The sequence below is a fragment of the Escherichia sp. WS1118 genome (genome assembly GCF_046487695.1).
Classification (GTDB): domain Bacteria; phylum Pseudomonadota; class Gammaproteobacteria; order Enterobacterales; family Enterobacteriaceae; genus Escherichia; species Escherichia coli.
In genome coordinates this window covers 235,204-249,332 of sequence record NZ_JBJQIZ010000002.1, presented here as the reverse complement: position 1 = coordinate 249,332, position 14,129 = coordinate 235,204, and the positions used below count along the sequence as shown (strand labels likewise).

The window sequence follows — 14,129 nt, the reverse complement described above, 5'->3', positions numbered from 1 at the left end:
TATGCGTAAGTTATCAACCGCCGAGACACTGGCGGCGCAAATTCAGGACGGCGCAACCATTGCCATTAGCGGTAACGGCGGCGGTATGGTGGAAGCTGACCATATTATGGCCGCCATTGAAGAGCGTTTCCTGCAAACCGGACACCCGCGCGATCTGACATTAATCCACTCGCTGGGTATTGGCGATCGCGACAGCAAAGGCACTAACCGTTTTGCTCACGCCGAAATGCTCAAACGCATTATTGCCGGACATTTTACCTGGTCGCCCAAGATGCAGGAACTGGTGAAAAGCAATGCTATTGAAGCCTACTGTTTCCCTGGTGGCGTAATTCAGGCACTGCTGCGGGAGATCGGTGCCGGACGTCCGGGGCTTTTTACCCACGTTGGGCTGGGATCGTTTGTTGATCCACGCAATGGTGGCGGTAAGTCGAATGAATGCACGACCGACGACCTGGTAGAACTGATTGAAATCGACGGTGAAACCAAACTCCGCTATCGCCCTTTCAAAGTGGACTACGCGATTTTGCGCGGCACCTATGCCGATCCGCGTGGCAACGTTAGCCTCGAAGAAGAAGCGATTGATATGGATAGCTATTCGATGGCGCTGGCAGCACACAACAGTGGCGGCAAAGTGTTTGTACAGGTGCGCGATGTACTGGAAGCTGGCGCCATTGAACCTCGCAAGGTCAAGCTACCGGGGATTCTGGTCGATGGTATCGTTGAACACCGCGAACAACCGCAAACCTATCTTGGCGGTTACGACCTGACCATCAGCGGTCAGCATCGCCGTCTAAGTTCTAACGACGCTATTGAACTGGTTAGTCATCCGGTGCGTCGCCTGATTGCCCGTCGGGCAGCGCGGGAACTGGCGGCAGGTGCTTCAACCAACTTTGGCTTTGGTATTCCCGGCGGTATTCCTGGGGTTGCACTGCGCGAAGGCGTGCCTTATCAAAGTTTGTGGCTGAGTGTAGAACAGGGTGTACATAACGGCATGATGCTGGATGATGCTCTGTTCGGCTGCGCCCGTAACGCCGATGCCATTATTCCATCACTCGATCAATTCGAATTCTACAGTGGCGGCGGTATCGATATCACCTTCCTCGGCATGGGAGAGATGGATCGGTACGGTAACGTCAACGTATCCCATCTCAATGGCAATCTCATTGGCCCCGGCGGCTTCCTCGAAATTGCGCAAAACGCCCGTAAAGTGGTGTTCTGCGGTACGTTTGACGCCAAAGGCAGCAAGATTGATGTAACGCCTGATGGCCTGCATATCGCCCAGTCAGGTCAAATCCCCAAACTGGTTACCCAGGTGGAAAAAATTACTTTTAGCGCCGCATACGCACAGCAAAGCAGTCAGGAAGTGCTGTATATCACCGAACGTGCGGTATTCCAGTTAACGGCAGAAGGCGTTGAATTAATTGAGATCGCCCCTGGCGTAGAGATTGACCGCGACATTCTGCCGTATATGGCCTTCCGTCCGATTATCAGGCACCCACGCCTGATGGAAAGTAGCCTGTTTACGCCAATGGAGGATGCATGAGTCAGCTTGATGAGGCCATCCTTGATGCACTGACACACGTTACTTTCCCAAAGGGTTTTGCACAGGCAGAACCCGCATGGGTTGTCACGGTAGACGGTGTTGATTACCCACTCTGGAAAACAGATGCCCTGGTAGTCGGCAGTGGTGCAGCCGGGCTACGTGCAGCTGTGGAACTTAAACGCCGCCAGCAAAATGTGTTAATCGCCACCGCCGGGTTATATATGGGGACATCGGCATGTTCTGGCTCTGATAAACAAACACTGTTTACCGCCGCTACCGCGGGCAACGGCGACAACTTCGCCAAACTGGCAGAGGCACTGGCGAGCGGTGGGGCGATGGATCACGACACCGCTTATGTCGAAGCGGTAGGTTCTCTGCACACTCTTGGCGGGTTGCAATATCTTGGTCTGGAATTACCGGAAGATCGCTATGGCGCGATTCTTCGTTATCAAACCGACCATGACGAAGCCGGGCGTGCAACCTCGTGTGGGCCGCGTACCTCAAGGTTAATGGTGAAAGTGCTGCTGGAAGAAGTACAGCGTCTTGCTATCCCAATGTTGACCAGTGCAACAGTGATTAAACTGCTGCATCAGCGTGACGAAAACGGTGAAGACCGTGTGGCGGGGGCAATCCTCGCGACCGGTCATCGCGCCCATAACCCATGGGGGCTGGCAATTGTGACTGCGCCCAATGTGGTACTGGCAACAGGAGGGCCTGGCGAGCTTTATCGCGACAGTGTGTATCCACACAAATGTTTCGGCTCGCTGGGGCTGGCGCTGGAGGAAGGTCTGACGTTAACGAATCTGACTGAAAGCCAGTTTGGTATAGGCACACCGCGCAGCACGTTTCCGTGGAATTTGTCCGGCACCTATGTACAGGTGATCCCATATATCTATTCCGTGGATGCCGGGGGCAACGAGTATAACTTCCTCGCGGATTACTATCGCACCACCCAGGAGCTGGCTTCAAACATTTTCCGTAAAGGCTATCAGTGGCCGTTCCACGCCACGCGGGTAATGGATTTTGGCTCCAGCTTGTTAGATATGGCAGTAGCGCAAGAGCAGCAACATGGTCGTCAGGTATTTATGGATTTCAATCGTAATCCAGAACCTGTGCCGGGTGACCTGCCGTTCTCATTAGATCGACTGGACGACGACGTTCGCGCGTATCTGGAAAATAACGACGCTCTGGCACCATCGCCCATCGAACGCCTGCAACAAATGAATCCTCTGTCTATCTCGCTGTATAAGATGCACGGTTACGATCTCATCACGCAGCCATTGCAGTTTGCCATGAATAATCAGCACATGAATGGCGGCATTGAAGTCGATATCTGGGGACAAACATCTCTGCCCGGTTGTTTTGCGGTGGGGGAAGTTGCTGGCACACACGGCGTCACCCGACCTGGCGGCGCGGCATTGAATGCCGGGCAGGTTTTTGCTGTTCGTCTGGCGCGCTTTATTGGTTGCACGCAAAAGCGGAATATTGATGGAGATATTGCACAGCTGGCAGCTCCGGCACTGGCTTCTATAAGAGAGATCATTACTCAGGCGCACGATAACGGGTCCGGGATGCCGTTGTCGGTTGTGAGAGAAAAAATTCAGGCACGAATGTCTGACTATGCGGGATTTATTTGCCATGCCGATAAAGTCCGACGTGCCACTCGTGATGCCCTGCTATTGAACGAATTTGTCCAACGGCATGGATTGGCAATCAAACATGTGGGTGAAGTTGCCGAGCTGTTTATGTGGCGGCATATGGCGCTGACTTCTGCCGCGGTATTAACACAATTAACGCATTATATTGATGCTGGTGGTGGTAGCCGTGGGGCGCGTATGGTTATTGATCCACAAGGCAAATGCCTACCACAAACTCGTCGCGGCGCAAAAGAAGAATGGCGTTTTCGCTCTGAACTCGCTGAAGACAAAAATCACAAATTAACAATTCAATATTCGCAAGGTTCTTTTATTACCGAAGTAAAGTCTTTACGTATGCAACCGTGTATTAACGGTATTTACTTTGAAAAAAACTGGCCAGACTTTTTAAAGGGAGACATTTACACACAATAATCTTCAATATTTCCTCTGTACCTGATTTTTATTGCCTATTACATGGAAATACCAACAACCAGGGTTTATTAATATAATTAAAAGGTTTAAAAATGAATAAAATAAAGAATTATCGATGGCATATGATTGCCCTCGTATGTTTTATCACTGTAATCAATTATCTGGACAGAACGGCGTTAGGTATTGCGGCTCCAACGATTATGGAGACAACCGGAATAACCAAAGAACAATATTCATGGATTGTCAGTGCATTCCAGTTGGCCTATACATTGGGGCAACCGATAATGGGCTTCTTTATTGATACCGTGGGTCTGAAGTTAAGTTTTGCGATATGTGCCGCAATCTGGGGCCTGGCGACAATGGGGCATGCCTTGACAGGAACATGGTCAGGTCTGGCATTTATGCGCGCCCTGATGGGTTTCAGCGAAGCATCGGCAATTCCTGCGGGTGTAAAAACCGCATCAACATGGTTCCCGGCAAAAGAGCGTGGCGTGGCGACAGGTGTATTCAATATGGGTACCTCACTCGGCGCGATGCTTGCTCCACCGTTGATTGCCTGGTGCATTATGTTTCATAGCTGGCAATTTGCGTTTATTGTCTCAGGTAGCCTTGCTTTACTCGCGGCTTTATTTTGGTTCTTTTGTTATAAAGATCCAAAAGATGCTAAACGCCTTTCTGATGAAGAGCGCCACTATATTGAGTCTGGGCAAGAACAGCATCTTAAAACAGATAAGAAAGAAAAAACGTCAATCAAGCATATCCTCAGCCAACGTAATTTCTGGGGGATTGGCATCGCGCGTTTTCTCGCTGACCCGGCATGGGGAACCATTAACTTCTGGGTACCGATTTTCTTCGTCGAAACGCTGCATTTTAGCCTGAAAGAAATTGCCATGTTCGTCTGGCTGCCTTTCCTGCTGGGCGATCTCGGCTGTTTAGCCAGTGGTTTTGTCGCGAAGTTCTTCCACGATCGCGGCGTGAGTTTAATTAACTCACGAAGAATTACCTTCACTATTGCAGCCGTCATTATGATGACGATTGGTCTGGTGAGTATTGTCGAAAATCCCTACATCGCCGTATTACTGATTAGCATTGGCGCATTCTCGCATCAATGTCTTTCTACTGTTGCAGCAACTCTGGGCGGTGACCTATTCAAAAAAGACGAAGTAGCTACCGCTGTGGGTATGGCAGGAGCCTGTGCATGGAGCGGTCAGTTGATTTTCAACCTGTTTATCGGGGCATTCGTTCACATTATTGGCTTCGCGCCGTTCTTTATTGCCCTGGCTTTCTTTGACATTATTGGCGCCATTGCGCTGTGGATGCTTATCAAAGTTAAAGACGAAGAACCACAAGTACAGTTAGCGACAAGCTAATTATTTTACATAGAAACGCTATAATTTAGCTTTGTAGCGTTTCTATTTTTCTCATAAATTAAACGTCTCTTCCAAAACGTTCAGTATCTACTGGCATTGCTTCGCAAATTTATGATTTAGCGAATATATCGAAATAACTATTCTAAATTGCCCCCCTGAACGCCTCTGCCATTAACTCTTGCTCACGACCAGGTAATCGAAGACGCTCGGCAATGATTCGCCACTGACTGACAATCCCTCTAAAATTAGCAATAATGTCATCTGCTTCTGTCAAACCAAGTCGAAAATACTCCGCAACTTCTCGAGCTAATTCCAAATCAAGTGCATTATCATTTTCTGTAATATTGAGTTTTAGACCGTCAGACCTGGCAACAGGATTCAAATCATATGCCTCAGAAAGCCGCCAACCTTTTCCCGGTATCAAGATATATCCATGATTACGTAAATGGTCATCGGTATTAGAAACAAGAATATTAAAAACAATCCTGGACCAGAGTTCCTTAAGGTCAGTATTAGTCTGCGCTCCATGTCTGATAAGAACATCTGCTAATTCCAGATAACTCACACCTGTAGAGGCATCTTCACCATCCTGATGCCTGGTTAGTGTCATAGCCGAAGCAAAATGCAGACGCCTTCCCGCATTAGTGCGGTCAAAACGACGAACCATAAAACAATGGTAATTGCTGGCAAATTTATGCGCCTGAGCAGGTGCAACATTCAGTCCACAGCCAACAGCAAGTGCATTAACGACCATTTCCCATCCACCAACATCATACTCATCTTTTACACTGGGAAATTTAGCGATGTAGAGATGCCCAGCTTCATCAACAACACTGGCTTTCGGACGTGCCCCCCCTAATGATCCCCCCGGAGCGATTAGCATTCTTAACCATTTTTGCCCCATTAGCTCTTTATTATCAGGATCTTCTTCAATTGCCCGGCTAGCCCTTTCCAGACTCGCTATTTCGGTAAATGGTGGGGTGCAACATCAATGCGATTATCAAGAAACTCTCCAGCGTCTTCACGTTTGTATCGAAGAGCCCCAACCCGATAAAGATCATGAACACCTAGTAGATAATCAGACTCATAAAGGTGGGAGTCTTTATCACATAACCCGTCTCGAATATCCCTCTCAAAACGACGCTTCATTAGCATACGCCCCCAACGATCCGGGCAGGAATCACTAAATGCACCAAATTTATCCTTAGGAGGAATTGGGTACTGTGCTCCCTCATACAACATTATTTCAGGATCTAACTGAATAAAATTAATTGCAGGATCTGCAAGCGCCTTTTTATCGTACTCAAACTCAAATATCTCACGCGCCCGGGTGCGACGACTGTGTAAATAACCAATCCGCTCCGGACCATCCAGGCCTTCCCAATCCGCATACACTCCGATTAATGCCATAATTAATTTCCTTTTATCGGTTTTTTTATCGGTTGTAATAGTGCAGCAAGAGAGGTGGACGTTTCCCCTGGAATAGTTGGCGTTGAGTCTTTTGCCAGTGCTGTTAAATCCGTGGTGAGATGACCTTCTTTCTCGCGTTTCGTCTGAAATGAGGCTGTCTGAATCTCTTCTTCACTCTTACCGGATGAACGAGAAAGCCCTCTTTTTTTAATCAAACGGGAATCCTGGAGCTGACGCCCTAAGTCGTCTTCAGCTGCAAGCTTATTTAAATCCGTTTCCAGACCCAAAACCTGCATCACAGACAAATATGCCCCTATAGTGACCCCTGCACTTCCTGACTCCAGAGAGCGCAATGTTATTGGCGACATCCCGGCACGTTCAGCAACTTGCTTTGCGGTAAGCCTGCGTCGTAAACGAGCAAGTTTCAGCCGCTCACCAAATTCACTAAGCATCTGATTCGTATAAGGGAGTAACGGTGCTGTTTTTTTACCCATAGTGATAATATTTTATCTTTTTATGGCTATGATAGCCATAATATTAGCATTTATTGGATTGAACGCACCTGCAAAGCGTTCAAGATTACGAAAGTGATGATATTTTATCCTTTTATATATAAAAACAATAAAATAACAGCGCATTCATATATAACATATTGTTTTTATTATCATACAAGGGAGACGATCGCTGTATTGATGCTTTTGTCGTGTTTTACGCGTAAAAAACATGACACGAACTACCAGCGGCGAGGCTGGGGGCCAGGTATGGGTACTGCGAACTTTTTATAAAAGGAATAGCAAGAGATTTATGGAGGGAACGTCTGTTTCTGCGGTTTTTATCACTTAAAAGCAAAACGCCGACCACTGGTCGGCGTTTTTACGTCTCGTTGAATAACGAATTATTCAGCTACTACGTTTACGATCACTTTCGCGAATACTTCGCTGTGAACCTGGAAGCTCACTTCGTGTTCGCCAGTGGTACGCAGAACGCCGTTCGGCAGACGAACTTCGCTCTTAGCCACTTCAACGCCAGCTGCAGTTACAGCGTCAGCGATGTCGCGAGTACCGATGGAACCGAACAGTTTACCTTCGTCGCCAGCTTTAGACGCGATGGTAACAGTTTCCAGTGCATTGATTTTCTCAGCGCGAGCATTAGCTGCTGCCAGAACTTCAGCCAGTTTAGCTTCCAGTTCAGCGCGACGTGCTTCGAAGAATTCAATGTTTTTCTTGGTAGCTGGAACAGCTTTACCCTGCGGTACCAGGAAGTTACGAGCATAGCCCGCTTTAACGTTTACCTGATCACCCAGGCTACCCAGGTTTGCTACTTTATCAAGCAGAATAACTTGCATTACCTTATCCTCTCAAAGTCGTATTAATGGACCGTGACCGATTACTGATGGCGATCAGTGTACGGCAGCAGGGACAGGTAGCGAGCGCGTTTGATAGCGCGAGCCAGCTGACGCTGGTATTTTGCACGGGTACCGGTGATACGGCTTGGGACAATCTTACCGCTTTCGGTGATGTAGTTTTTCAGCGTAGCGATATCTTTATAGTCGATCTCTTGAACGCCTTCCGCGGTGAAACGGCAGAACTTGCGACGACGGAAATAACGTGCCATATGGCTAGTCTCCAGAATCTATCAATTCAATCTGCTCGGCATGCAAAACCATTTTGCTCAGTCCGTTCTTTGCCTTATGGCATGAAATGAACCCCTGAACGGTTATGCGACTGCCGACCGTTATACTGTGAGTAATGGCCTGGTTTTCGTGTCCGCTAACAATAACGGGCATTTGGCACCATGCCTGCCGGTGAAAGCCGGCTTCCTCCTGCACAGAACGATGCTCAAGCACGAACTGGCAGTGAGGAATTCCTGATGGACTGACCTTTCGAAGGGGAGTCCTGCACACGGTGCCGGACAACACCAGACGGTTGGTCATCAGAAATTACTCTTCAGAATCCCCAGCTTCAGCATCATCAGCGGTTTCGTTTGCGAAATCATCGCGACGCTCACGGCGCTCGTCTTTCGCTTTAACCATCGGAGATGCTTCGGTAACAGCGTGCTTGGTACGCATAACCATGCTGCGGATAACGGCATCGTTGAAGCGGAAGGTAGTTTCCAGCTCATCGATCACTTCCTGCGGAGCTTCAACGTTCATCAGAACGTAGTGTGCTTTGTGCAGTTTGTTGATCGGGTAAGCCAGCTGACGGCGGCCCCAGTCTTCCAGACGGTGGATCTTGCCTTCTGCACCAGTGATGGCAGCAGTGTAGCGCTCGATCATGCCCGGAACCTGTTCGCTCTGGTCAGGATGGACCATAAAAACGATTTCGTAATGACGCATCGAATTGCTCCTTACGGATTATTCAGCCTCCTGTCTGGGTCAGCCGAATCCCGGGGAGGCAAGGAACGTGTTAAAGGTCGGCTGAAAAATGACGCGTTATAGTACTGACATACCCCGCTAAACTCAAGGGCAGAGCCGAAATAAATCTCCCCTTTCGCAAATAACCTCTAAACCGCTGATTTGGAGTTCATCACACTTCGTCATGGTGTTTTTTTGAACAACTGCATCAGAAATGGTCACCATCAACTTCTTTATCATTGATTAAAATTAAATCAGAAGATCACCACAAGAGGAGAGCACACAAAGTCAGCCGTCAAGGAGGTATCTATGTTCAGTCGTGTTTTAGCCCTTCTGGCTGTGCTTTTGCTAAGTGCAAATACATGGGCAGCCATTGAAATTAATAACCACCAGGCCAGAAATATGGACGATGTGCAAAGCTTAGGCGTGATTTATATCAATCATAACTTCGCCACTGAGAGTGAAGCACGTCAGGCATTAAATGAAGAGACAGATGCGCAAGGCGCAACGTACTACCATGTGATTCTGATGCGGGAACCGGGGAGTAACGGCAACATGCACGCCAGCGCGGATATTTATCGCTAGCACCAGGTATAACCAACGAAACATTGCCATAGTTTGCTTTGCCCCCTTCGCAGGGGGCTTTTTTTGAAAAACGGCTGCGGAATTAGACCAGTTATCTCCCGAAGAAGGAAATTTCCGCAGCGCGTGTTTTACTTCTGCCCGTAATAGGCGTTGGGACCGTGCTTACGCATGAAGTGTTTATTCATCAGGAAGCTGTCGATGTGATTCAGTTGTGGATTAATACTGCGCGCAATCCACGCCATTTTCGCCACTTCTTCCATCACCACCGCGTTATGCACCGCGTCGTGGGCATCTTTCCCCCAGGCGAACGGTCCGTGCTGATACACCACAATTCCCGGCGTATGCAGCGGCTCGGCGTCACCCAGCGTTTCGATAATCACTTTGCCGGTATTCAGTTCGTACTCACCCTGCACCTCTTCTTCGCTTAATCCGCGCGTGCACGGGATGTCGCCAAAGAAGTAATCGGCGTGCGTGGTGCCTAACGCCGGGATCGCCAGCCCCGCCTGCGCCCATGCGGTGGCATGAGTGGAGTGGGTATGGACAATACCACCAAGCGACGGATAACGACGGTAGAGTTCGAGATGCGTCGCAGTGTCGGAAGACGGACGATACTCCCCTTCCACCACCTTACCGCTCATATCGACCACCACCATATCGTCCGCTTTCATGGTTTCGTAGGCGACACCGCTGGGCTTGATCACCACCAGCCCGCGTTCACGGTCAATAGCGCTGACGTTGCCCCAGGTAAAGGTCACCAACCCGTAATGCGGTAAATCCATGTTGGCTTCAAACACCTGCTGTTTCAGCTTTTGCATTATGCCGCCTCCACCATGCCTGCTTTGGCCATGCGCGCTTTCACCCAATCACGCGCTTTCGCTACTTCTGCCGCCGGGTCTTCCGCCGTTTCGCTCCACATCTCAATCAGGTACGGCCCGCAATAGCCACTCTGTTTGAGCGTTTCGAAGCAACGTTCGAAATCCACTACGCCTTCGCCAAACGGCACGTTTTTGAAGACGCCTGGTTTGGTGTCTTTCACATGTACCGCGACGATATGCCCAATTCCGGCCTGCAACTCCATCTGCACGTCGTTGTCCCACGCCGACAGGTTGCCGATATCCGGGTAGAGCTGGAACCACGGATTGTTGAGATAGTGTGCGTAGCCCAGCGCCTTGCTGATGGAGTTCATCAATGGGTAATCCATGATCTCCATCGCCAGTGTGACCTGCGCGCGGCTCGCCATCTCAACGCTCTCTTTCAGGCCGTCACGAAAACGACGACGCGTTTCGTTATTGGCTTCCTGATAGTAAACGTCATAGCCCGCCAGTTGGATCACGCGAATACCGACGTCCTGGGCGAACTGGATAGCTTTACGCATAATCTCCAGCCCCTGGGCCCGCACCGCGTCATCTTCGCTGCCCAGCGGGAAACGACGATGAGCAGAAAGGCACATAGACGGCACGCGCACGCCGGTTTCAACAATCGCGTTCACCAGCGCCAGACGCTGCTCGCGGCTCCAGTCGAGGCGCGAAAGGCGATCGTCCGTTTCATCTACCGACATCTCGACAAAATCGAAGCCTAACGTTTTTGCCAGTTGCAGTCGTTCCAGCCAGCACTCCCCAGCGGGGAGTGCTTTTTCGTAGATGCCAAGCGGGATTTGTTTGGACAACATATCCGCTCCTTAGCCCCACAGTTCAGCGATGGAACGTTTGAACTGACGTGCGGCCTCCACCGGAGAAGCGGCATCACGAATGCTGCGACCAGCGATAAACACATGAATCGGAATGCCTTTAAACAACGGCAGATCTTCCAGCGCCAGACCACCAGTGACGGTAACTTTGAAGCCCATATCGGAAAGACGTTTGATCGCGGTGATATCCGCTTCGCCCCATGCCACGCCTGCGGCCTGCGCGTCACGGCTGCGGTGATAAACCACCTGCCCAATGCCTGCGTCGCGCCACTGCTGCGCCTGTTCCCAGGTCCAGTAGCCGGTCAGTTCGATCTGCACGTCGCCATTAAACTCTTTTGCCACGTCCAGCGCGCCTTTGGCGGTGTTGATATCCGCACAGCAAATTACGGTCACCCAGTCAGCGTTGGCTTCGAAGCACATGCGAGAAAGGATTTTGCCTGCATCGGCAATTTTGGCGTCAGCCAGTACGATTTTGTGCGGGTACAGCGCTTTCAGGTCACGAACCGCACGCACGCCTTCGCCTACGCAAAGAATGGTGCCCACTTCGATAATGTCGACTTCTTCGGCAATCAGGCGAGTGGTTTCGTAGGCGCTATCCATAGTCTGGTTGTCCAGCGCGACTTGTAACATCGGTAATGACATGTTCAATTCCTTCTTAAGCTGCCGCGTTGGTGCGGTCAATGAGATCCAGTACTTCCTGCTCGGTACGGCAGGCACGTAAACGGTCGAAATTCTCTTCATCTTCAAACAGGTTGACGATCTGCATGATGCCCACTTCCTGGTGAGTGTTGGCATCAACCGCCGCCATGGTGATGAGGATATCCACCGGATCGTTATCTTCGTGGTTGAACTCCAGCGGCTTTTTCAGCGTCACCAGCGCAAAACCAGTTTTCTTAACCCCCTCTTCCGGGCGTCCGTGCGGCATTGCCAGGCCGGGTGCGAGCACAAAGTACGGGCCGTGCTGTTCAACCGCATCCAGAATCGCCTGGTAGTAACGCGGCTCTACCACATCTGCCGCTACCAGCAGATCAACGCCGATTTTCACTGCGTCCTGCCATGTCTCTGCTTCCGCTTGCAGGCGGATAGATTTATTTTCAGCCAGCGAATCACGTAATTTCATGGCGCGTCCTTACTTCACGTCCTGCGGGAAATGCTCTTTGATCACTTCCAGCAGTTTCGGGCCAAAATCAGCAGGAGAGAGCATGTTGCGCACGCCAACCACATATTTGTTGCCGGTCACGGTGATTTCGCCCGCAATATGGGTAGAAGCGATGATGATATCCGCACCGCTCAACTCGCTTTTGTATTCGCCAACCGCGCAGCTGTTTACCGTGTGGTCGATGTTCGACTGGGTTAAAAACTGGTCCACTTTCATTTTCATGATCATGGAACTGCCTTGTCCGTTACCACACACAGCCAGAATACGTACGGTCATAATCAAAACTCCTTATTAAGCAGATTGTTCTGCCAGTTGTTTTTCTGCATCTTCTTCTGCACGCAGCGCGCGGCCAGCGAAGAACATATAAGCCAGTGCAATGACAATGATGACGGCCATAAAGGCGATACCGATGGAGAAGAAGCCCTGCATCATCGGCGGTGCCAGAATTGACCAGTCCGCCATGCCCATCCAGGCGCTCATTCCGGTGAGTTTCACCGCCCAGACGCAACCAAAGATTTCGATCATCCCCATCACTAGGCAAATCTTCAGCGCCGCGCGCCAGCCGCCGAAGTGGTTAGCGAACACGCCGATAGTGGCGTTGGAGAAGAACATCGGGATAAAGCCTGGAATAATCAGGATTGAAGAGCCACAGGCGACCAGGATGCCAACCGCAATCAGTTGCCCGATGGTGCCCCACATAAAACCCCAGACCACGGCGTTCGGCGCGAAGCTATAAATAGCCGCACAGTCAATCGCCAGAACCGCACCCGGGATCAGGCGCTGGGAGATACCGTTGAATGCTTCAGAGAGCTCCGCCACAAACATGCGCACGCCCTGAGTGATGATGAAAATCGCCACCGCAAAGGAGAAACCGGTTTGCAGGATGTACACCGTCCAGTTCACTTTGCCTGCCATCGCCTGCACGGTGTCGATACCAAAGGAGAGCAGAATGGCACCAAAGAAGATAGTCATGACAATCGCCGTGGAGACGATGTTGTCGTGGAAAATATTCAGCCAGCCAGGCAGTTTGAGGTCTTCAACGCTTTCCTCTTTTTTGCCGAGGAACGGTGCGACTTTATAAGCAATCCATGATGCGAACTGCTGCTGGTGACCAATGGAGAAACCACAGCCGTCGGTGACTTCCTGTGTCGGCTTGTACATCATATTGGAGGTAATGCCCCAGTAGAGCGAAACCAGAATCGCGGTGCAGATAATGGTCGTCCACATGGAGTAGCCGAAGATAAACAGCGTAACGGCAATCAGCCCCGCCTGCTGGAACATGATGTGACCAGTCAGCATGATGGTACGAATACCGGTAATGCGACGCAGCAGCACGTAACAGATGTTCAGCGCCAGCGCTAACAACACCGCGTAACCCACCCAGCTATAGGCATCGCCCATGCGTTCAATGGTTGCCATCATCGACGCGTAAGTATCGGAAATTGCGCCGTTAATGCCGTAGACTTCGGACATTTTCGCCACCACCGGTTTGAAGGTGCTGGTCAGGATGCCGGACCCTGCCTGCAACAACATGAAACCAATTATGGTTTTAATCGTACCTTTAATAATAACGCTGACACTTTTGCGCAGTAGGATGTAACCCAGACAGGTCACAATACCCAGCAACAACGGGGCATTGGTCATGACCTGGTTAAAAAACACGGTAAAGATGTTGTAGAGGATCTCCATAACGATCTCCTGAAGAAGAGGTAACCGGGTATTTCGCACACCCGGAATGTTGTGCTCTCACTCTAATTTTCAAAAGTAATCACAACAAGATTATTTATGATTAAATGTGACGTCGCACGCAAATAATTCCACATAAACAGAATGGGATTCACATAATGAAATATTTATTCATTTAAATTCATTTAGTTAATTGCATTACACATTCAATTTAATCTTTCCACACTCAAAATCCACAATAACTCTCCTGCTAAAAAGTCAAAAAAT

At 49.9% G+C, this 14,129-nt stretch carries 15 protein-coding genes and 1 pseudogene; 4 read left to right on the top strand and 12 right to left on the bottom strand.

The genetic code is table 11. From position 1 onward, the window contains the following. Position 1 precedes the first annotated feature (1 nt). From ACJHYO_RS04620 to ACJHYO_RS04610, 3 genes are all read left to right on the top strand, one after another. Positions 2–1,543 carry an acyl CoA:acetate/3-ketoacid CoA transferase gene (locus tag ACJHYO_RS04620; RefSeq protein ID WP_085455665.1) on the top strand — a complete coding sequence of 514 codons (1,542 nt, stop codon included), beginning with the start codon at positions 2–4 and terminating at the stop codon, positions 1,541–1,543. Next, positions 1,540–3,612, top strand: coding sequence for an FAD-binding protein (locus ACJHYO_RS04615; protein ID WP_085455664.1), 2,073 nt, complete (start codon positions 1,540–1,542; stop codon positions 3,610–3,612). The genes ACJHYO_RS04620 and ACJHYO_RS04615 overlap by 4 nt, the downstream gene beginning before the upstream one ends. A 92-nt stretch (positions 3,613–3,704) precedes the next feature. Beyond that, on the top strand, positions 3,705–4,982 hold the full coding sequence (locus tag ACJHYO_RS04610; RefSeq protein WP_001033605.1) for an MFS transporter: 1,278 nt from the start codon (positions 3,705–3,707) through the stop codon (positions 4,980–4,982). Positions 4,983–5,124: 142 nt separating this feature from the next. On the opposite strand, the pseudogene ACJHYO_RS04605 reads toward ACJHYO_RS04610, so the two are convergent. From ACJHYO_RS04605 to rpsF, 6 genes and pseudogenes are all read right to left on the bottom strand, one after another. Further along, positions 5,125–6,392: pseudogene (locus ACJHYO_RS04605) on the bottom strand (type II toxin-antitoxin system HipA family toxin). A gap of 2 nt (positions 6,393–6,394) precedes the next feature. Next, positions 6,395–6,886, bottom strand: coding sequence for a helix-turn-helix domain-containing protein (locus ACJHYO_RS04600; RefSeq protein WP_021516697.1), 492 nt, complete (start codon positions 6,884–6,886; stop codon positions 6,395–6,397). 401 nt (positions 6,887–7,287) lie between these two features. Then, on the bottom strand, positions 7,288–7,737 hold the full coding sequence (gene rplI, locus ACJHYO_RS04595; RefSeq protein WP_001196062.1) for a 50S ribosomal protein L9: 450 nt from the start codon (positions 7,735–7,737) through the stop codon (positions 7,288–7,290). A gap of 41 nt (positions 7,738–7,778) precedes the next feature. Next, positions 7,779–8,006 carry a 30S ribosomal protein S18 gene (rpsR, locus tag ACJHYO_RS04590; protein WP_000135199.1) on the bottom strand — a complete coding sequence of 76 codons (228 nt, stop codon included), beginning with the start codon at positions 8,004–8,006 and terminating at the stop codon, positions 7,779–7,781. A 4-nt stretch (positions 8,007–8,010) separates the two neighbouring features. Further along, the gene (gene priB / locus ACJHYO_RS04585; RefSeq protein WP_001296681.1) at positions 8,011–8,325 is read right to left on the bottom strand and encodes a primosomal replication protein N; all 315 of its coding nucleotides are present in this window, start codon (positions 8,323–8,325) and stop codon (positions 8,011–8,013) included. Positions 8,326–8,331: 6 nt separating this feature from the next. Continuing rightward, positions 8,332–8,727: a 30S ribosomal protein S6 gene (gene rpsF, locus ACJHYO_RS04580; protein ID WP_001216676.1), complete on the bottom strand. Its 396-nt coding sequence runs from the start codon at positions 8,725–8,727 to the stop codon at positions 8,332–8,334. Between the two features lie 327 nt (positions 8,728–9,054). Between rpsF and yjfY the strand changes: the two genes are divergently transcribed. Continuing rightward, a complete protein-coding gene (yjfY, locus tag ACJHYO_RS04575) occupies positions 9,055–9,330 on the top strand; it encodes a DUF1471 family protein YjfY (protein ID WP_000492914.1) in 276 nt (91 codons plus the stop codon). 128 nt (positions 9,331–9,458) lie between these two features. Here yjfY and ulaF read toward each other — a convergent pair whose 3' ends face one another. Genes ulaF through ulaA form a run of 6 tightly spaced genes read right to left on the bottom strand, consistent with a single transcriptional unit; the run spans position 9,459 to position 13,865 of the window. Next, complete coding sequence (ulaF, locus tag ACJHYO_RS04570) at positions 9,459–10,145, bottom strand: L-ribulose-5-phosphate 4-epimerase UlaF (protein ID WP_001170780.1); 687 nt, start codon at positions 10,143–10,145, stop codon at positions 9,459–9,461. Continuing rightward, the gene (ulaE, locus tag ACJHYO_RS04565) at positions 10,145–10,999 is read right to left on the bottom strand and encodes an L-ribulose-5-phosphate 3-epimerase UlaE (RefSeq protein ID WP_000949498.1); all 855 of its coding nucleotides are present in this window, start codon (positions 10,997–10,999) and stop codon (positions 10,145–10,147) included. The genes ulaF and ulaE overlap by 1 nt, the downstream gene beginning before the upstream one ends. Positions 11,000–11,008: 9 nt before the next feature. Further along, positions 11,009–11,659 (bottom strand): 3-keto-L-gulonate-6-phosphate decarboxylase UlaD, encoded by a 651-nt coding sequence (ulaD, locus tag ACJHYO_RS04560; protein WP_000056749.1) that lies wholly within the window; start codon positions 11,657–11,659, stop codon positions 11,009–11,011. Positions 11,660–11,672: 13 nt separating this feature from the next. Continuing rightward, positions 11,673–12,137, bottom strand: a complete 465-nt coding sequence (ulaC, locus tag ACJHYO_RS04555; RefSeq protein ID WP_000776505.1) for a PTS ascorbate transporter subunit IIA — start codon at positions 12,135–12,137, stop codon at positions 11,673–11,675. 9 nt (positions 12,138–12,146) lie between these two features. Beyond that, complete coding sequence (gene ulaB, locus ACJHYO_RS04550; RefSeq protein WP_000218362.1) at positions 12,147–12,452, bottom strand: PTS ascorbate transporter subunit IIB; 306 nt, start codon at positions 12,450–12,452, stop codon at positions 12,147–12,149. A gap of 15 nt (positions 12,453–12,467) precedes the next feature. Beyond that, positions 12,468–13,865, bottom strand: a complete 1,398-nt coding sequence (ulaA, locus tag ACJHYO_RS04545; protein ID WP_000404886.1) for a PTS ascorbate transporter subunit IIC — start codon at positions 13,863–13,865, stop codon at positions 12,468–12,470. Positions 13,866–14,129 lie beyond the last annotated feature (264 nt).